Below are 19,334 nucleotides of genomic sequence, written 5' to 3'. Positions count from 1 at the left end.
GTTTACGGTTCGAGGCGGTAGCAGGTGATCTGCAGGTCCGTGCCCTCGGCCTTGGCGTCGGCCGACACGGCCTGCTGGCTCAGGAACGAGTCGAGCGCGCCGGTGACCACGACGATGCGCTTGTCCGGCAGGATGAACAGCCCGTCCTGCTGCTGGTCGTGGCTGCCCGGCAGGGCCACCTGCTGCTCGAAGGTGCCGTCGGGCGCGAACACGTCCAGCATGCACCAGGTACCCTTCGGGCGCCCGGGCTGCTCGTCGCCGGTCATCACCCACATGCGGCCGTCGGCGGTCACCCAGATCCCCGTCACCGCCGGCGTCGATTCCTCGACGGTCAACCGCTTCGGGCGCGTCGGGTAGTTCGCGGCGATCGCCTCGAGGATCTTCCGGGCCTGTTCCTTCTGGACAGGGCTGCGAGCCGGGTTCTGGTAGGCACGCACGATGTCGCGCTGCGGCTGGCCGTCGGCGCCGAACACGCGTATGCGATACTCGTTGCGCTCGGGCGCGACGAAAAGCCGGCCATCGGCCGCTCCGGCCAGGCGCGTCCAGACGAAGTCCATGCCCATCTCGTCCAGCCCGAAATCCGCATAGTCGACGGTGGAGTTCTTGCTCAGCAACAGCTGCTTGCGCGCACCGTCGGGTCCGCACAGCGCCAGGAAATACTCCTGGTTGCTCACCGACGAACTGCCGAACGTCATGCTGATGCCGGCCAGCGCCATGCCCGCCGGGTGCGCCAGGCCGCGGATCAGCACGGCGAATTGGCCCGCGCCCGGGGCGCCGGTGCCGTACTTGGCTTCGCCTGCCGGCGTGCCGTCGGCCTTCACCTTCACGACGCGCCCCGGGAAGCCCTGCAGCAGGCAGATGGTGCCGTCGGCGGTGAGGAACATGTCGCCGGGTCGCCGTGCTTCGCCGGGGCCGTCGCCTTCGCGCCCCACGGTGCGCACCAGTTCACCGGCGGCATCGAGCACCTTGATCTCGGACAGGCGCGAATCCAGCACCAGCACCTGGCCGCCCGGCCCGGCGTGGATCGCGGCCGCCGCGCCGAAGAACACATCGTCGTCCTCGCCGCCGCGGCTCCACAATTCGGTCAGCTTGGCGGTCGTGACGCCTTTTGCGGGCTTGGCGCCGTTCTGCACGACGGGCGGCGCTGCCGCTGCACCAGTCGCCGCAGAAACAGTCGCAGCGAACAGGAACAGCGTCCCCAACAGGGCGGCACGCCGCCCCACAACCTTGAACTCCATGGATGATCCTCCCTGTCGGTGACCGACCGGTTATGACGTTGGCGGGAGGTACCCGCCCTACTTCTTCTTCATTCGGTAACAGATGACTTCCATCGCCGTGGCTGCGGCCTCGTCCCCGCCGGCGCCGCCCGAGGCGGCAATGACCGCATCCCAGAAGCCGGTGACCTGCAGTACGCGATCATCGCCGGCGAAGATCAGCCGGTCGCTTGCGGGATTGCCCGGGCAGTGCACGCGAACCTGCCTGGTGAAGCGGCCGTCCGGCGCGAAGACGTCGTAGGTGGCGAAGGAGCCGGCCTCGGGTTCGTACATCTGGCGGCTGGGCAGGACCCAGATGGTGCCGTCCTTCGCGACGCGCAGGTCTGCGACGTCCTGCTCGCGCGCTTCCACCTCCATCTCGGTGCCCGGCGGGAACTGGCGCACCTGTGCGTCCATGATCGCCTCGTAGCGCTTCTTGACGGTCGCATTGCGGGTCCACGATTCGTACTCGCGGTCGATCACCTTCTCGAGCTTGCCGTCCGGTGAATACACGCTCAATGCGTAGTCGTAGCGCGGCTCGCAGACGACGAGGCGCCCATCGGGCGCCACGTCCATGCGCCACCAGATGAAGTCGTTGTCGATCTCACGGAACTTGAATCCCGCGCTGAAGTCCCAGACCACATCCTTGCCGATGTATTGCGCGACCTGCTTCCCGTCCATGCCGTAGCGCCGCACGAAATAGGTGCGCGTCTGCTTCGCGGTGGCCTGGTCCATGGAGATCCTGATGCCGCTCAGCACCAGGTTGCCGCCGGCACTGCGGCAGTTGACCAGCGCCAGGAAGCCGCCGGCGGTCGCGGCGCCCGTATCGGGATTGAAATCGCCTGCAGGCGTTCCATCCAGTTTCAACTTCACGATCTTGCCGGGGAAGACCTGGACCAGGCCGAGCGTCCCGTCCGGCATCAACACGAAATCGCCGGGATTGGACACCTCGCCGGGGCCGTCGCCCTGGCGGCCCAGCGTGTTCACGAGTTCGCCTGCGGGCGAGAAGACCTTCACCTCGGACATCTGCTGGTCCAGGAGGTAGAGATTGCCCTTCGCGTCCAGGAGCACGCGCGTGACGATGCCCAGCAGCACGTCCTCGTCGTCGTCGCCGCCGACGCGCCACATCTCCTCGAGGTGCAGGTCCTCGACGCCGCCCGACGGCCGCGCGCCGTTGCGCACATGGGGCACGCCGGCCGGGGCCTGCGCCAGGCAGGGCAGCGCGAACGCCAGCAGCAGGGTCAGGGTGATGACCACGGACGGGATCGCCCCGGCGCGACACGGGGACAGGAGAACAGGCGCGGCGCGCGGGCCGCGGCGGCGCGCGGGGGCGGTGGTCATGTCGGGGCCTCCTGGGCCAGGGGGATGGGCGACAGGTCCGTCGCCGGCAGGATCATATCCCGGGGCGGGCCGCCGCTCCATACGGAATGGTCCGTGGCGGGTTGCGCCTGACCAGCGTTCCGGACAGGCGCGAAGGCTCAGCGCGCCGGGCCCTCAGTGGCCTGGAGGGTGGCCTGCCAGCGGCAGGTGCGGTCGGCGACCTGCGTGAAATTGCTGGCGCCACGCACCGATTCCTCCTGCAGCAGCCAGCCGGCGCGGCGCAGTGCGGTCGCCAGTGTGCGACTGCCGCCACCCAGGGCGGTCTCCTGCGGAAATTCCAGCCAGGTGACCGGGACCCCCGCCGGGGGCGGGCCCAGCCGCGTCGCCACGGCCTCGGCCGTTTGGCCGGGCCAGGGATCGAGTTCACGGTCGGCAAACAGCAACAGGCCGCGGACGCCGGCTCCCGGCAGGCGGGCCAGCGCGAGTGCCGGCCCGACCGCCCCGCGCTGGGCCGCCAGCAGCACACCGCCTGCGCCGAACCGCTCGCGGGCCCAGCGGGCGCAGGCCCGCAACTCCGCCTCACTATCGCTGTCCCGCGACGCCGTCCCCCGTTCGCCGGGGGCCACGACGAAGACGGGCCAGGCACCGGCACCGTCCGCCTGTGGGGTGCCCTCGGACGAAGCCAGGAACCGCACGATGCGCTCGGCCACACGCGGCGCGTCACCGGGGGAATGCCCGCCCAGGACGACCGGCGTCAGGGGGGCGCCCGCCGGGCGGCCGGGAGGCAGTACGAAATGGCAGAGGCGGTCTTCGCCGCCGGGGCCCGGGTAGACGAAGGTCGAGAGCCCCTCGGCCGGCACCACGGAGCCTGTGTCGCGACATCGCGCCAGCACCAGGTTGAGGTCGCCGAGCGTCGTCGCCAGGGCGCCCGGGTGGCGTCGCGCGCGATGGGCGTCGACCGCCCGTACAATGGCCGCGAGGTAGTAGTTCGCGGTCGGCTGCTCATCGGCCGGCACCCCGGCAATGGCTTCACGATAGCGCGGCTCCCAGTCCGGCCCCAGGTTCAGCAACCAGGCCGACCAGGCGCCGCGGCTGCCGTCGGGGAACACGAGCGTCGCGCTGACCCGGCAGGGACCGACGCGCACCTGCGAGAAGTCGACGGCGCGATTGATCCTCGTCAGGCCCGCCACGAGGTCCACGTCCTGGGTCGCCGGCCCGCCTGCCAGCAGCGAATGGCCCTCGCCGTCCTGGAAGTCGAGGGTCAGGCGGCCGGTGCCCGCAGCCGCGCTGGTTGCCACCAGGTTGATCGCCGTCGTGGTGCCGGTGATGATCGACGCGGGCGTGCGCCCCCGCAGCGCCCCGGACGCGGCACTTTCGACGGTGAAATCGAGCCGCGCGGCCAGGTGCCGCGGCGCGCCGGGACGATCGAGCACCGTTGCCGGCATCAGCCGGGGCCCCGTCGAGCCGCCGCGACCCAGCAGCGTCACGTTGATTCCGAGCACCGGGTCGACCAGGGGATGGTAGGGGGCGATGGCCAGCCAGGGGATGGTTGCGTCGAGCACCAGTCGCACCGTTCCGGCTCCGCGCACCTTGGGAGTCACTTCGCGCACGCGCTGCCACTGGCCTGTCTCGACCACGAACAGGGCGCCCACGCCGGCGTCCTTTTCCAGGCCGAAGCCGAACACGAAACTGTCCGTCGTCTCGCCGCTGTCGGGGTCCAGGGGGCCCAGGGCCAGCAGCACACCGCCTTCGCCGGACCACGGCCGGGATTCCGCCGCCGGGAGCCAGCGCCCGTCCGTGTCGTCCAGCTCCAGCCGCAGGTCCAGGCCGGCCGGCTGCCAGGTCAGGGTCACGCGCGCCCCGTCCGCCGGCCCCTGCCCGGGGCGGGCTCGAGGGCCAGCGTCTGCGGGCGGCCCTCGGCCAGGACGGCGCCGCGCCGCGCGCTCATCGCACCGCGCCGCTGCACCCGGTCCTCGATCACCAGCTTGAATCGCGCTGCGTCGGTGCCCTGCAGGTCGGGGTCGGCGAGGGCGTGGGCGAAGTCGTCGAATCCGGCGTCCAGCGCGGCGCGCAGGGAGACCAGTGCAGCCTCGGCCTGGCCGGAGCGGTTCTCGAGACAGGCCTGATTGTAGAGCATCAATGCGTCGCCCGGGCGTGCCTCGTTCTCCTGGCGGCAGAGCGCGAGCGCCTCGTCGATGCGGCCGGCGCGCTGCAGTTCGGCGATGCGGACGGCATTCGACACGCCGGCAGCCTGGGCCGTCGCGGCGCAGGCGGTCACCGCGAGCACGACGGCGAGGCGGCGGCAGAGGGTAAGGCACTGGGGCGTCAAGGTACTGCAGGTCCTTTCGGGGCGGCGGCGGGGGCCAAACGGTCTTCAACCGGAATGGGAATATACAGTTCCGGCGCCCGGGCGGGCCATCGCCGTTGTTGCCGCCCGCGGATTCTGGTAGATTGATGGCCTCAGCCTGGTCCGACGACACTTCGCACACGCGCCGCGTCCTTTCCGGCACGCGGCCCCGGCACGGACGGCGACCCCGTCAGGGGCCGCCACGGCGAAACGAGGACACCATGGCGATCATCCCCTTCCACATCGTCGATGCGTTCGCCTCGCGCCCGTTCACGGGCAATCCCGCCGCGATCATCCCGAATGCGTCGTGCCTGACCGAGGCGGAGATGCTGCAGATCACCGGCGAGCTGTCGATGGAGGCCGGCTTCGTGCTGCCGCCGGACAATCCGCGCGCCGACGTGAAGCTGCGCTTCTTCACGCGTCGCCGAGAGGCGGCCCTGAGCGGGCACGTGGTGATCGCCGCCTTCGCTTCGATGGCCGACCGCGGATTCTACAGGCCGACACCCGAGGGGCTCGACCTCATCGTCGAGACGGGCGCAGGCATGCTGCCGGTGCGCCTGCACATGGCCGCCGACGGACAGGCGATGGTGACGCTTCGCCTGCCGGCGCCGCGTTTCGGAGAGCCGGTGCCCGTGGCCGAGGTGGCCGCCGCCCTCGGCGTGCCCGAAGGCATGATCGGGCTGGACGGATGCGGGCCCCAGCGGGTGTCCTGCGGCTTCGACCAGATCGTGGTGCCGATCAGCGACCGCCAGGCCATCCGCGGCGCCTTCGCGGACGTCGAGGCGATCGGCCGGCTGACCGACCGCCGCGGTGTGGGCGGGCTGACGCTCATCTGCCCCGAGACGTACGGGCAGGCCGCCGACTTCCACTGCCGGTTCTTCCACCCGCGTGTCGGTGCCGACGAGGATGTGGCCAGCGGCACCGCGCTGGGCGCCGTTGCCGCCTACGTCGTCGAGCGCGGACTCATGCCCTGCGGGCAGCACGTGTCGGTCGTGACCGAGCAGGGTCACGCCCTGGGCCGCCCGAACCTGGCGGAATTGACGGTCCACGCCCCGGACGGGCACGTTGCCGCGGTCGACCTGACGGCCGGCGGCGCGGTCGTCATGCGCGGGTCGTTCCATTTCCAGCGCCAGGCGGCGGCGGTCGGAGCCTGATGGCGGGCCGGCGGTCGGTACGGCGCTTCCTGTCGCCGGGCCTGCTGGCTGCACTGTTGTGCCTGACGGCGTCCGGTTGCGGCGATGACCCGCAGCCGGGCGCCGACCTCATCATCGTGAACCTGGAAGCGGAGTCGACAGGGCTTCCCGTGCCGGGCGTGAAGGTCCTGTTGATGGACGCTTCGACCAACCTGCCGGTAGCCGGTCCGGTCGTGAGCGATGGTGCGGGGGTGTGCGTCCTCGAAGCGACCGGGGCCGGCTACCTGCGGCTCTTCGTCTGCGGCGGCGCGCTGTGGGACGTCCACAGCCAACCCGACTGGTACCGGCCGTTGCGGATGACCTCCGGCCACGCGACCGGGGATGCTCGCGGCCCGCTGGCGCCGGCTTCCATGACGTCGACTGCCAACATGTCGACTTCACTTGCACCGGCCGTGGAGAACACCGTTGTCCTGCGCTGCGGGGCAGTCCCGGCGGCCTGCCTCGCTTCTCCGGCACGGTGGTCGACTCCGAAACGGGCCTGCCGCTGGCCCAGGCCTTCGTCTCGCTCTCGCCGTGGACAACCGGATACGGGGGCGGGGCCGCGGTCAGCGACGACGTCACGGGCGCGGACGGCGCCTTCGCCGTGCACGACATCCCCGTGGCCATGATCGGCGATACGGGTGTCGGTTTCCAGGTGCTGCCCCTGATCGTGAGCCGGGCCGGCTACCACACCGCGCGTTTCGTGCACACGCCGCCGAGCGGGATCGACCACCCGGAGGTTTCCGGGCTCGTCATCGAACTGTCGCCGCTCGGCGCCGCGGACAACGGCACGTTGACCGGTCGCGTCCTGCGTGCGGGCGTGCCCGTGGCCGGGCTGGTGGTCGGGCTCGGCTCGGTGCCGTCGGCCGCCAAGGGCGCTGTCGGGATCGCCGGTCGCGCGGCGCTGACCGGCGCCGACGGCCGGTTCGATTTCAGCGGGCTGCCCGCCGGCGCCTATGTCGTGCATCCGGGCTTCCTGGTCGGTGACGGCGCCTGGTTCGGCGGTGGCGCGCCGGCCGTCGACCTGGCACCCGGCGGCGCCGGCGACGCCGGTGACCTGGTCGTCCTGCACGAGATCGCGCCCGCATGCGGCAATCCGCAATTCGTGGCCTGGCCCGACTCGATGGTGACGTTCCGCTGGACGCCCGTGCCCGGTGCGGCGCGTTACGGCTGGTTCCTCGACGGCGACCTGCTGGCGGAATCGGCAGTGGAAAGCGTGACCGTCAACCTCTCGGCCCTGGCGCCGGGCCTGGCGCCGGGACTGCATGCCTGGCAGGCCAGCGCCGTCGATGCCGCGGACCAGGCGGTGGGGGTGATGCAGAACGACGCCTGGTTCCGGCGCGAAGCGCCGTAGCCGGGCGTCGTTGCTTTCCTCTTGCCTGCCTGCGCCGCAGTCAGCCCCTGACGATCTGGGCCGTGTCCCGGGCGATCATCAGTTCCTCGTTGGTCGGCACGATCATGATGCGCACGCGCGAACTCGACTTGCTGATGATCGACTCGTCGTGGCGCGTCGCGTTCTTGAACGTGTCGAGCGTGGCGCCGATGGCGTCGAGCCCGCGGCAGGCCCATTCCCGGATCAGCGACGCGTGCTCGCCGACACCGGCCGTGAAGATGATGGCGTCGACCCGCCCCAGCGCCACCGCGTAGGCCCCGATGTACTTGCGGATGTGGTAGGCGTACGTCTCCATGGCCAGGCGCGCGCGTTCGTTGCCCTTGGCGTATTCGCGCTCGACGTCGCGCAGGTCGCTGCTGATGCCCGAGATGCCCAGCAGCCCGCTCTCCTTGTTCAGGATCTTCTCGACGCCGTTCAGGTCCAGGTTCAGCGTGCGCGACAGGAACCCGACCAGGGCCGGGTCGATGTCGCCGCTGCGCGTGCCCATCATCAGCCCTTCCAGCGGCGTCAACCCCATCGAGGTGTCGATCGACTTGCCACCGCGCACGGCAGCCACCGAGGCACCGTTGCCGAGATGGCAGCTGATGAAGTTCAGGTCGGCAGGGTCGCGCTCCAGCATCTGCGCGGCGCGCGCCGTCACGTAGCGATGGCTCGTGCCGTGGAAGCCGTAGCGCCTGATCCCGTGCTCGGTGTAGAGCTTGTAGGGAATGGGGTAGATGTAGGCCATGTCCGGCATGGTCTGGTGGAACGCGGTGTCGAAGACGCCCACCTGGGGGACCACGGGCAGCACGCGCTGCGCCGCCTCGATGCCGGTGATGTTGGCAGGGTTGTGCAGCGGCGCCAGCGGCACGCAGGCACGCAGGGCGTCGAGCACGTCTTCGTCGATCAGCACTGACGCCGAGTAGCGCTCGCCGGCATGCACGACCCGGTGCCCGATCGCGCCGATCTCGTCGAGCGACCTGATCACGCCGTGTTCCGCGTGCAGGAGCGCCGCCAGCAGCAGTTCGCAAGCGCGGGCATGGTCGGGGATCGGCAGCTCCTCGGTCACGGCGGCGGCGCCGGCCGGGCTGAACGTATGGATGCCCTGCGCCAGGCCGATGCGCTCGATGAGTCCCTTCGCCAGGAGGGACTCGGTGTCCATCTCCATGAGCTGGTACTTGAGCGAGCTGCTGCCGCAGTTGATCACCAGGACGTTGAACATCGCGGGACTGACCTCAGGCGCTCTGAAGCGCGGTGATGGCGGCCACGTTGACGATGTCGTCGACGCTGCAGCCGCGCGACAGGTCGTTCACGCCGCGGGCCATGCCCTGCAGCACGGGGCCGACGGCTTCGGCGCCCGCCAGGCGCTGCACCAGCTTGTAGCCGATGTTGCCGGCGTCCAGGTCCGGGAAGATAAGCACGTTCGCCCGGCCGGCCACGGTGCTGCCCGGAGCCTTGCGCTCGCCGATGTCTGGGATGACTGCGGCATCGAGCTGCAGCGGGCCGTCGACGGCCAGGTTGGGCGCCTTCCGGCGCACGATCGCCAGGGCCTCGACCACCTTGTCCACGTCCGGGCCGGCGCCGCTGCCCATGGTGCTGAAGCTGAGCATCGCCACCCGCGGCTCGAAGCCGCAGAGGGCGCGCGCCGTGCCGGCGGTGGCGATGGCGATGTCGGCCAGCTGCTCGGCATTCGGCTGCGGGTTCACGGCACAGTCGCCGAAGACAAGCCGGCCCTCGTCGCCGCAGGTCCACGCCGGGTTGACCATCACGAAGCAGCTCGAGACGATGGAGGTGCCGGGGGCCATGCCCACGATCTGGAAGCCGGCGCGAAGCACATTGCCGGTCGAGTTGACGGCGCCGGCGACCATGCCGTCGGCCAGCCCGCGGCGCACCAGCATGGCGCCGAAGAACAGCGGGTCTTCCAGCGTGCGGGCCGCTTCCTCCTCGGTCATCCCCTTGTGCCGGCGAAGCTCGTGGTATTCGCGCACGAAATCCGCGCGGTAGCTCGAGCGCATGGGGTCGATGACCCGCACGCCGGCGGCGTCGAGGCCGAGCTCCTTGAACTTCGCGGCGACGGCGGCCTCTTCGCCGAGCACGACGACACCGGCAAAGCCCTCGTCGCGGATGCGCGCCGCGGCCTTCAGCGTGCGGTCGTCGACCATGGACTCGGGCAGGACGATGGTCTTGTGCAGGCCGGCCGCCCGCTTGTGCAGGGAAGCGATGAAATCCATGGAGATCCCCCGTGGCTGCGTCGGCGGGCGAACCCCGCCGGCACGGTGACGCGCGGCCGCGCCCGGCGGCGTGCCGGTCGTCGGCGGCGCACCGGTAGCGCTATTGGCGGCTGGTCGGCCCGCCGGCGTCCAGTTGCTGCAGGTCGAAATGGCCCTCGTCACGCATGGCGCTCACCAGGTCAGCCAGCGTGAAGCCGGTCCAGAATTCCTTCAGTCGCGCGTCGAGCAGCGTCCAGATCGAGCGCGTCAGGCAATCACTGGCGCGGTCACACGACTGGGGGTCCGGCACGCAGTCGACCGGGGCCGGGTGCGCGTCCAGGGCGCTGATCACGTCCCAGAGCGTGATGTCGGCGGGAGCACGTCCGAGCGTGTAGCCGCCGCGGACGCCCTTGCGGCTCACGATCAGGTTGGCGCGCCGCAGCGAGCCCACGACCTGCTCGAGGTACTTGCCGCTGATTTCCTGGTTCTCGGCGATGGCGCTGATGGGAACCGGATCGCCGCCGTACTGCTCGGCGATCTGCAGGATGGCGCGCAGCCCATAGCGGACCTTCGTATTGACCTTCATGGCAGTGCCTGCTCCGCTGGCGAATCCGCGGGGGATTCGTCGGTTACCCGCGGCCGGGCACCCGGCTGGCGCCGTCAGGCGTCAAGGGCGACGCGGCCCAAGTGAATGCCTCCGCTCGAAATCTATCGCCGCCGGGTCCGGAAGTCCAAGAACTTCCGGTGCCCTTTACACCGGCGGGGTTCATCATTACCGTGTCCCGAATTTACCCGGATCCCGGCCGGCCCCCGCGGGGGCGCCGGCGGCATCCCAACCGAAAAGGAGAATCATGACCTCACAGGACAGGCGGGAGTTCATCCGCACGCTGCACCTATCGGATATCCACCGCCATTTCGACGGTTCGATCCGCCCGGCCACGCTCTGGGAGCTCTCCGAGAAGTACTACAGCGCGGTGCCGGGGCTCGACTACGAGCAGTTCAAGCACTACCTGCAATGGGACGAGTCGCAGGACAGCACCCTGCTCGACTACCTCGACAAGTTCCATGTGCCCCTGCAGTACACACAGTTCTACGACAACATCCGGCGCATCAGCTACGAACTGGCCGAGGACGCCTACCTGGACGGCGTGCGCCTGCTGGAACTGCGCATCAACCCGCTGATCCATCGGCGCGCCGGGCTCACCAGCCGGCAGGTGCTGGCGGCCACGCGCAAGGGCTTCGACGCCTTCACTGAGAAGCATCCCGACATGCGCCTCGGCATCATCGTGATCGCCATGCGCAACCACGGCGGCAACATGGCGCGCATCCTGTTGCGCGAGATCCTCGGCGAGCGCGAGGACTTCCACAACGGCGCCGGTGTGGTCGGGTTCGACATCGCCGGTCACGAAGCCCCGTTCCCGCCGGTGCTGTTCAAGGAGTCCTACGAGCTGGCCGCGAAGATGGGCCTGAAGAGGACGGCGCACGCCGGCGAGAGCGAAGGCCCCGAGCGCATCTGGGAAGCGCTGGACAACCTGGACCCCGACCGCATCGGGCACGGCACCAGCGCCGGCCAGGATCCCGAGTTGATGAAGCGGCTCGCCCGCGACGGGATCTACCTGGAAGTCTGCCTGTCCTCGAACCTGCAGACCGGCGCCGTCGCCTCGCTGAAGGAGCACCCGCTGCCGCGATTCCTCGAGGCGGGCATCAAGGTGGCGCTCTGCACCGACAACCCCACGGTCAGCAGCACCTCGCTGTCGCGGGAATACGAACTGGCCATGGAGACGTTCGGGTTCAGCGAGGACGACATGCGGGCCATCGCGCGCATGTCCTGCCGGGGAACCTTCCTGGGCGCGGGCTGCCCCGAGGCGGGCACGGACTGAGATGAAGGCAGGCAGGCGGCAGGCAGGACTTGCCGCCCGGGGCCGCAGGCCCGATAATGCCGCCGCACAGCGGGGAAAACGGTTACAAGCGGGAGGACGGGAATGATGTCGAGGAAGCTGCGCCGCATCGCGATCCTGACCGGCGGCGGCGACGTCCCGGGGCTCAATTCGGCGATCAAGCAGGTCGTCAGCCGGGCCCAGAAGGAGGGCATCGCCGTAGTGGGCATCCGCCGCGGCTGGGGCGGGCTCATCAACTACCGGCCGGACGCCGACGAGGACTGGAACCGCCACTGGCGGACCGAACTCGACTGGAGCCATGTCCGGACCATCGACCGCACCGGCGGCACCTTCCTTCACACCTCCCGCACCAACCCGGGCAAGGTGAAGGAGAAGGACATGCCGGCGCACCTGCTGCGCCCGGGCATGACCTTCCCGGCGGACCTGACCGATGTCGTCGTCGCCAACCTCGAGCACCTGCAGATCGATGCGCTGATCCCCATCGGCGGCGACGACACGCTCAGCTACGCGGCGCGCCTGCACCTGGCGGGCTATCCGCAGGTGGCCATCCCCAAGACGATGGACAACGACGTCTACGGCACCGATTTCTGCATCGGGTTCAGCACTGCGGTCACGCGGTCGGTGCAGGCGATCAGCGACCTGCGCACGCCCATCGGCTCGCACGAGCGCATCGGGCTGGTCGAGCTCTTCGGGCGCAACAGCGGCGAGACCTGCCTGGTTTCCAGCTACCTGGCGCACGTCGACCGCGCCATCATCAGCGAGGTCCCGTTCGACATCGGTCGCCTGGCCGAGCAGGTCGCCCGCGACAAGCGCGACAATCCGAGCCACTACGCGATGGTCACGATCAGCGAGGGCGCCATCGCGCACGGCGGCGGCATCGTCGAGACGGGCGAGGAGGACGCCTACGGGCACCGCAAGCTGGGTGGGGTGGGCATGTGGGCCGCCGACCAGTTGAAGCAGATCACGGGGCACGGCGTCACCTACCAGCAGCTGGGTTACATGATGCGCTGCGGGCCCCCGGACGCCCTCGACCGCATGGTGGCCATGAACTTCGGCAACCTGGCGATGGACCTGCTCCTGGAGGGCCGCACCGGCCTGATGACGGCGCTCCGGGACGGCCGCTATGCCGCCGTGGACCTGGCTGCGATCGTCAGCGGCGTCAAGCGCGTCGACGTGGCCCGCTTCTACGATCCGCAGGAATACCGGCCGGTCATCCGCGGGGTCGAGAACCTGCCGATGTTCCTCCGCTAGGCGGTTCCTGTACTGGACGCACACGGGCGCGGTCGCGTATGCTTCGGGCATGCCGCGACCGCGCCTCTTCCGTCTGCTGATCGCCCTCGGCATCCTTGCCGTGGGCGGCTGGCTATTGCGGGGCTACACGACCGACGACACCTTCATCCACCTGCGTTACGCCCAGAACCTCCTCGAGCGCGGCGAGGTCTCGTTCAATCCCGGGGAACCCACCTACGGTGCGACCAGTCCCCTGTGGATCTTCGGCCTGGCCCTGCTGCTGAAGCTGGGGCTGGCCCCGACGGTCGCGGCCTGGGCGCTCGGCGCGCTGTGCGGGCTGGGCGTCATCCTGGTCGCCGATGCCATCCTCAGCCGGTTCACCTACCCCGAGACCTGGAAGGCGATCGTGCTGGCGGTCATCGCCGCTGATCCGTGGCTCCTCCGCTGGACGTATTCGGGAATGGAAACGCCCCTGGCAACGCTGGCCCTGCTGGTGCTGGTCTGGCCCCTGGTCTCGGGCCGCGACCTGGGCTGGGGCGTGACGCGCGAGCCGCTGTGGCGCCGTTACCTGGGCTGGGGGGTGGCCGCCGGCCTGGCCGGGCTGGTGCGGCCCGAGTTCCTGCTGCTGGCCCCGGCCGTGCTGCCCATCCTGCTCTGGTTCGAATACTACCGCGCCAGCGCCGTGGGCGGCGTGGGCGCCCGGCACCGGGCCCGCCCGACGGAGCCTGCGATCGCCGCGCTCGCCGGCTGGCTCCTCGCCGCCGGGCCGTGGCTGCTCTACGCCTGGGCCGTGTTCGGACGGGCGCTCCCGGACACCGCTGCGGCCAAGAGCGGCTCGCTGCTCGGCGACCCGCTGGCTCTGGCCCGCAACCTCCTGCAGGCGTCCAGCCCCCTTCTCGGCGTGACCGGTTTCTTCGCGCTGATACCGGTACTGCTGGTGGTTCTGGTCCTGGCGCGCCAGCGCGACCCGCGTGAGCTCGACGAGGAAGACGACCACATTGTCGACCACGGCCGCGGCGCCCTGCCTGCTGCGGCGACCCCCGACGCGACGACGCCGGAAGCGCGCGAGGCCGCAGCCTGGTCGGTCTGGGGGCCGGTGGCCTTCGTCGGCGTGGTCGTGACCTGGACGGTCATGCTCCTGGGTGGCTACGCCGTGCGCCAGGTGTGGGTGATCTCCCGGTATGTCAGCCCGCTGGCCCCGGTCCTGGTGCTGGCCCTGAGCCTGCTCGTCGAGTGGCTGCTGCACGGGCCGGGACTCAGTCGCGGCGTGCGCCGGTTCGGGCACGGGCTGGCCCTTACCTGTGTCGCGGCCGGCCTGGGGGTCAACGTCTGGATCTTCGGGTCGCAGGTGGTGCCGCACGCGCAGGCATTCCCGCGCGGCGTGTCCGAATGCTACGGCGGGATCGCGGTCTGGCTCCGCCAGAACACGGCTCCGGGCCAGACCGTGGCCGCACTGGACATCGGCGCGATCGGCTTCCACAGCGAACGTCGCGTGCTGGACCTGATGGGGCTGGTCAGCCCGGCAGTGCGGGAACTGGGCCGGCAGCAGGGCTTCGAGGCAATGGTGGCAAAGGGCGCCTGGCTGCGCGCCGAGCCGGCGCATCCGCCGGTCTGCCTGGTCGATCGCACCGACGGACCGCCGCGCTGGACCGATCGCGTCGTGGAGGGTTTCCGGTTCGAACTCGTGAGCACCTGCGCCCTGCCCGGCGTCGGCCTGCGCGAGAACCAGCCCTGGACCGTGGCGCTCTACAGGCTGCTGCCCGTGCCCACGGTGGCCAGCCCGCCGGCCGGGGGATAGTCGGCTGCAGGCAGTCTCCGGATCACGACCAGGCTCACGTCATCGGCCAGCGGCGCGTCCCGGCCGAACGCGCGCACCGCGCCCATGATGACCGCTGCCGCCGACTCCGCATCGCCGCCCCGGCACTCGCGCAACAACGCCACCAGCCGCTCGCGGCCGAATTCATGCAGGTCGTCCTCGTCGCCCGGCGCCTGCGAATCCAGTCGTTCCGTGACCCCGTCCGTGTACACCAGCAGCATGTCGCCCGGCTCGAGCGTGACGTAGCCGCGCTTGTAGACCGCCTCGGGCAGCGGGCCGAGCACCGGGCCGCAGGTCATCAGTTCGCGAACCTGCCCGTCCGCCGACGCCAGCAGCGGCGGGCAGTGGCCGCCGTTCACGTAGACGAGGCTGCCTGTCGACTCGAGTTCGCCGTAGAACAGCGAGATGAAACGGCTGGCCAGTCCGCCCTGGTTGATGACGCGGTTCAGGCGGGCGACGGTGGCGTTGATCTTCTCGCCGCGCGCCTGGCCCATGCGCATGCCGACGACGACGTCGCGGGCCTGCAGCGCCGCCGGCAGCCCGTGGCCGCTGGCATCGGCGAGCAGGAAGCCGATGGTGCCGGGCTCCACCTCCTGGGCGTCGTAGACGTCTCCACCCACCTCGTCGGCGGGCACGCTGATCGCCGCGAGCTCGAACCCGGGCGGCTTCGGCAGGCAGCCGGGCAGCAGCGAATGCTGGATGCTGCGGGCCTGCCGCATCTGGGAAGCCAGCGCCTGCATGCGGAGCTTCAGGCCCACGGCGGCGCGGATCGTCTCGAGCAGGACCAGCAGGTCCTCCTCGCTGGCATGGTGCCGGATGCTGAGGCTGAGGATGTAGTTGGGGTCGCGCCCGACGAGGATCGCCGCCGAGTCGGTGTCGCCGAACTGCGCCTCGACCGCCGGGTCGAAGCCCGGCGACTGCGGCGAGATGACCCACAGGCGCCGCCGCTCGATGTCGCGCACCACCTGGTAGTCCTTGCTCACAGTCTTGCCCGCGAGCGCCTCGCCCAGGCCCCCGACGCTCTCGATCAGGCAGTAGTCCTGCTTCTGCTCCCTGTACAGGCGCCCAGCGACAATGCCCAGCGCCTCGGCGGCGGGGTTGTGCACCAGCAACTGCAGGACGTCGCGCAGCATGGCTTCGCCACCCGCGGAGTCGTCAATGGTCCCGAGAAGCCGTTCCACGGTGCGATATAGTCTCTTGTGCACGTGTTTCGTCCCTTTCCTGGGGTCCTGTCCCGGTATCCGGCGCAAGTTACCATGGGATCCGGGCCGGGGCCAGCGCCCGGGGTGGACGCGCGCGGCCGCCGGCTTTATCGTCAGGGTCCCGAAGGTGACGGCGGAACCAGGAAAGGACGAACCCGTGGACGACACAGCGCGCATCGACGGCGTGAGGACGCACTACCTGAACATGCGGCGGGAGATCGCGCGGGTGATCGTCGGCCAGGACGCGGTGGTCGAGGAACTGATGATCGCCGTGTTCGCCGGCGGACACGTGCTGCTCGAGGGCGTGCCGGGCCTGGCCAAGACGCTGCTCATCAGCAGCGTCGCCCGGGTGATGGACCTGTCCTTCAACCGCATCCAGTTCACGCCCGACCTGATGCCGTCCGACATCACCGGATCGGAGGTGCTCGAGGAGGACCACGGCACGGGCCAGCGCCACTTCCGCTTCATCCGCGGGCCCATCTTCGCCGACGTGATCCTGGCCGACGAGATCAACCGCACGCCGCCCAAGACGCAGGCCGCGCTGCTGCAGGCGATGCAGGAACGCCAGGTCACGGCCGGCGGCCAGACCCATGACCTGGGCAACCCGTTCTTTGTGCTCGCCACCCAGAACCCGATCGAGCAGGAGGGCACCTACCCGCTGCCCGAGGCGCAGCTCGACCGCTTCATGCTCAACGTGAAGATCGGCTATCCGTCGTACGCCGAGGAAGTGGCCATTGTCGAGAGTACGACCGGGGCCGGCGGCGACGCGCTGCGTCGCGTGCTCGACGGTCCCGAGGTGCTGGCCTGCCAGGACGTCGTTCGTCGCGTGCCGGTCGCCGAGAACGTGACCAGCTTCGCGGTGCGCCTGGTGCGCGCTACGCGGTCCGGCACCCCCGAGCAGTCGCGGGCCGCGGGCGAGTTCCTGGCCTGGGGCGCCGGCCCGCGGGCGGCGCAGTTCCTGGTCCGCGGCGCCAAGGCGCGCGCCCTGCTCGACGGAAGGGCAACGCCTTCGCTGGACGATATCCGGCGCCTCGCGCATCCGGTGCTGCGGCACCGGCTCGTCGCCAACTTCCACGCCGAGGCCGAGGGCATCGGCAAGGACGCCATCATCGACCGGATCCTCGCCGAGGTCGCCCCGTGAGCTCGCTGCTTCTGACGCCCGAGCTTGCGGGGCAACTCGGGCGCCTCGACCTCGTGGCGCGTCTCGTGGTCGAGGGGTTCCTCCTGGGGCTGCACAAGAGTCCCTACCACGGCTTCTCGGCCGAGTTCGCCGAGTACCGCCAGTACATTCCCGGCGAGCCGGTGGCGAACATGGACTGGCGGGCGTACGCCAAGAGCGATCGCCACTACCTGAAGGTGTTCACCGAAGAGACGAACCTGCGCGCGACCATCCTCGTCGACTGCTCGGCCAGCATGGACTTCCGCGGTGACAAGCAGCGTCCGGCCAAGAAGCAGTACGCCGCCTATCTGGCCGCCGCCCTGAGTTACCTGCTGTTGCGGCAGAATGATGCCGTCGGCCTGATCACCTTCGACCAGGCGCCGCTCGTGGCGGTGCCGGCGCGATCGCTGCGGCGCCAATTGTTCCAGGTGCTGAAGGTGCTGGACGACCTGCCCGTGGGCACCGGCACCGACCTCGGCTCCGTGCTGCACCGCGTGGCCGAACGTGTGCCGCGCCGGGGACTGGTCATCCTGCTCAGCGACCTCATGGACGATCCGGCGCGGATCATCGACGGCCTCAAGCATTTCCGGCACCGCGGCCACGAGGTGATCGTCTTCCAGATCCTCGATCCCCGCGAGGTCGAGCTCGACTTCCGCGGCGAGGTCGAGTTCGAGGCGCTGGAGGAGCCCGGCAGGCGCGTACGCCTGGAGCCGGCCCACCTGCGCGACGCCTATCGCGAGCGGTTCGAACAGTGGCGCGAGGACCTGCGGCGCGAGTGCCGTCGCCAGCGGGTCGACCTGGTCGAGATCACGACCGACACGCCCTTCGCCCGCGGCCTGGGTGCGTACCTGCGCAAGCGCCGGCGGCTCTACTGATGCCCATCTCCTTCCTGAACCCAGGCCTGTTGTTCGGCGCGGCCGCGGCCGCCCTGCCGGTGATCCTGCATTTCCTCAGCCGTCGGCGGGTGCGCCGCGAGTCGTTCAGCGACCTGCGCTTCCTCGAACAGGCGCAGTCGCGGCAGGCGCGTTCGCTCGGCGTGCGCCGGTGGCTGCTCCTGCTGCTGCGTGTCCTGGCCCTGCTGCTGCTGGTGGCCGGTGCGGCGGGGCCCCGGTGGGGTGGACTCGGCGCCACGAGCGGTGCCGGGTCCTACCTGTTCGTGATCGATGCCAGCGCGAGTTCCGGTGCACGCCGCGGACCCGGTACGGTGCTCGACGCAGCGACCGCCGATGCGGCCGCCATGATCGCGCAGCTGCCGGCCGGCGCGACGGTGCAGGTCATCGTCGCCGGCAGCCGCACCGAGGCCCTGTTCGGCGACTGGCTGCCGGCCGGCTCCGCTGCCGCCGGCGCGCTCGGGGCACTGGCCGCGACCGACGGCGGCTTCGACCTGGCGGCCGTCTTCCGCGAGGCGGCCCGGCAGGCCGCGCGTGCGCCCGGTGCGCCGGTCGACGTCGTCCTTCTCGGCGACCTCCAGTCCGTCCCGTCGGACCCGGCCTGGCCCGACGCGGTCAGGGCGCTGCGACAGGCGCGCGATTCACGCGTCCTGCTCCGCGATGTCGCTCCCGACCGCGGCGAGGCGGGCGGCGTCGTCGAGGTCCGGGTTCCGCGACGTGCCCTGCGCCCGGGCGAGGCGATCCTGGTCGGCGCTCGCGTGGTCGCCGCCCGCGAGGGCGAAGTGTTCACGCTCGATCTCGATGGGCGGGCGGTTGCCGAGGCGACCGCGACCGGTCCCGCCGGTCGCCCGCAGGATGTCGACTTCGCGCTCACGGTGCCGGGTCCCGGGCTGCACACGGGCATCGTCCGCAAGGAAAGCGACGTGCTCGCCGCCGATGACCGCCGCCCGTTCGTGCTGGTCGTGCCGCCGCGACTTGACGTGCTGGTGGTGCACGGCCCGGACCGCCCCGGCGACGGCCCGGCCGGCCGCGGCGGCTGGCGCTACCTGGCCGAGGCCCTGTCCCCGGGGGGAGGCCCCGGACCGTTCGCGGTCTCGTCCCAGTCCAGTGACGCCGTCACGACCGGCGCCCTGGCTGCGGCCGGCGTCGTCGTGCTCGTCGATCCCGAATCGCTGGGCCGGGCCGGGCTCGACGCACTGGTCGCCCGCCTGGGCGCCGGTGGCGGCGTACTCCTGGCGGCCGGCGATCCCCTGGTCGCGGCGTACCTCGACGAAGTGCTGCTCCCGGCCCTCGGCCTGCCCGTCGGTGCGCGGCCGGAAACCGCAACCGGCGACGGCGTGCACGCGCGCATCGTCGATGCCTCGCACCCGCTCTTCGCCGGCTTCGACGACGCGGCCCGCAGGGCCTGCGAGGATATCCGCTGGCGGCGGTGGCTCGGGCACGTCCCCGACGGTTCCCGCGTCGT

Annotated in this window: 15 protein-coding genes; 7 read left to right on the top strand and 8 right to left on the bottom strand. The window is 70.8% G+C overall.

The genetic code is table 11. The features are described 5' to 3' along the window. Positions 1–2: 2 nt before the first annotated feature. The 4 genes from IPG61_12970 to IPG61_12955 form a co-directional block, all read right to left on the bottom strand. The gene (locus IPG61_12970) at positions 3–1,238 is read right to left on the bottom strand and encodes a hypothetical protein (GenBank protein MBK6734968.1); all 1,236 of its coding nucleotides are present in this window, start codon (positions 1,236–1,238) and stop codon (positions 3–5) included. A 57-nt stretch (positions 1,239–1,295) separates the two neighbouring features. Further along, a complete protein-coding gene (locus tag IPG61_12965) occupies positions 1,296–2,594 on the bottom strand; it encodes a 6-bladed beta-propeller (protein MBK6734967.1) in 1,299 nt (432 codons plus the stop codon). A gap of 137 nt (positions 2,595–2,731) precedes the next feature. Further along, positions 2,732–4,426 carry a hypothetical protein gene (locus tag IPG61_12960; GenBank protein MBK6734966.1) on the bottom strand — a complete coding sequence of 565 codons (1,695 nt, stop codon included), beginning with the start codon at positions 4,424–4,426 and terminating at the stop codon, positions 2,732–2,734. After that, positions 4,423–4,902: a hypothetical protein gene (locus tag IPG61_12955; GenBank protein ID MBK6734965.1), complete on the bottom strand. Its 480-nt coding sequence runs from the start codon at positions 4,900–4,902 to the stop codon at positions 4,423–4,425. The genes IPG61_12960 and IPG61_12955 overlap by 4 nt, the downstream gene beginning before the upstream one ends. A 239-nt stretch (positions 4,903–5,141) precedes the next feature. Between IPG61_12955 and IPG61_12950 the strand changes: the two genes are divergently transcribed. Further along, on the top strand, positions 5,142–6,074 hold the full coding sequence (locus IPG61_12950) for a PhzF family phenazine biosynthesis protein (GenBank protein MBK6734964.1): 933 nt from the start codon (positions 5,142–5,144) through the stop codon (positions 6,072–6,074). A gap of 496 nt (positions 6,075–6,570) precedes the next feature. Beyond that, positions 6,571–7,446, top strand: a complete 876-nt coding sequence (locus IPG61_12945) for a carboxypeptidase regulatory-like domain-containing protein (GenBank protein MBK6734963.1) — start codon at positions 6,571–6,573, stop codon at positions 7,444–7,446. Positions 7,447–7,486: 40 nt separating this feature from the next. Here the strand turns inward: IPG61_12945 and IPG61_12940 are convergent, their stop codons facing one another. From IPG61_12940 to IPG61_12930, 3 genes are all read right to left on the bottom strand, one after another. Next, on the bottom strand, positions 7,487–8,686 hold the full coding sequence (locus IPG61_12940) for an acetate kinase (GenBank protein ID MBK6734962.1): 1,200 nt from the start codon (positions 8,684–8,686) through the stop codon (positions 7,487–7,489). A 13-nt stretch (positions 8,687–8,699) separates the two neighbouring features. Further along, the gene (gene pta, locus IPG61_12935; protein ID MBK6734961.1) at positions 8,700–9,695 is read right to left on the bottom strand and encodes a phosphate acetyltransferase; all 996 of its coding nucleotides are present in this window, start codon (positions 9,693–9,695) and stop codon (positions 8,700–8,702) included. A 100-nt stretch (positions 9,696–9,795) separates the two neighbouring features. Beyond that, on the bottom strand, positions 9,796–10,260 hold the full coding sequence (locus tag IPG61_12930) for an Rrf2 family transcriptional regulator (protein ID MBK6734960.1): 465 nt from the start codon (positions 10,258–10,260) through the stop codon (positions 9,796–9,798). Between the two features lie 265 nt (positions 10,261–10,525). On the opposite strand from IPG61_12930, the gene add reads away from it, so the two are divergent. The 3 genes from add to IPG61_12915 all read left to right on the top strand — a co-directional run bounded on the left by add (position 10,526) and on the right by IPG61_12915 (position 14,600). Then, complete coding sequence (gene add, locus IPG61_12925; protein ID MBK6734959.1) at positions 10,526–11,554, top strand: adenosine deaminase; 1,029 nt, start codon at positions 10,526–10,528, stop codon at positions 11,552–11,554. A 105-nt stretch (positions 11,555–11,659) separates the two neighbouring features. After that, positions 11,660–12,823 (top strand): ATP-dependent 6-phosphofructokinase, encoded by a 1,164-nt coding sequence (locus IPG61_12920; protein MBK6734958.1) that lies wholly within the window; start codon positions 11,660–11,662, stop codon positions 12,821–12,823. A 49-nt stretch (positions 12,824–12,872) separates the two neighbouring features. After that, positions 12,873–14,600: a hypothetical protein gene (locus IPG61_12915; protein MBK6734957.1), complete on the top strand. Its 1,728-nt coding sequence runs from the start codon at positions 12,873–12,875 to the stop codon at positions 14,598–14,600. Here the strand turns inward: IPG61_12915 and IPG61_12910 are convergent. Then, entirely contained in the window at positions 14,549–15,823 is a 1,275-nt protein-coding gene (locus IPG61_12910; GenBank protein ID MBK6734956.1) for a PP2C family protein-serine/threonine phosphatase, read from the bottom strand. The two genes, IPG61_12915 and IPG61_12910, sit on opposite strands and share 52 nt — an antisense overlap. A gap of 202 nt (positions 15,824–16,025) precedes the next feature. Here IPG61_12910 and IPG61_12905 point away from each other — a divergent pair, with 202 nt between their 5' ends. Together IPG61_12905 and IPG61_12900 are read left to right on the top strand one after the other, a co-directional pair. Continuing rightward, positions 16,026–16,961 carry an AAA family ATPase gene (locus tag IPG61_12905; GenBank protein ID MBK6734955.1) on the top strand — a complete coding sequence of 312 codons (936 nt, stop codon included), beginning with the start codon at positions 16,026–16,028 and terminating at the stop codon, positions 16,959–16,961. Next, positions 16,958–17,854, top strand: coding sequence for a DUF58 domain-containing protein (locus IPG61_12900; GenBank protein MBK6734954.1), 897 nt, complete (start codon positions 16,958–16,960; stop codon positions 17,852–17,854). The genes IPG61_12905 and IPG61_12900 overlap by 4 nt, the downstream gene beginning before the upstream one ends. The last annotated feature ends 1,480 nt before the right edge of the window (positions 17,855–19,334 follow it).

The sequence above is a fragment of the bacterium genome (genome assembly GCA_016703265.1).
Classification (GTDB): Bacteria; Krumholzibacteriota; Krumholzibacteriia; order LZORAL124-64-63; family LZORAL124-64-63; genus CAINDZ01.
Note: the sequence above shows the minus strand (reverse complement) of the source record. Positions and strands in the feature narration are given on the sequence as shown.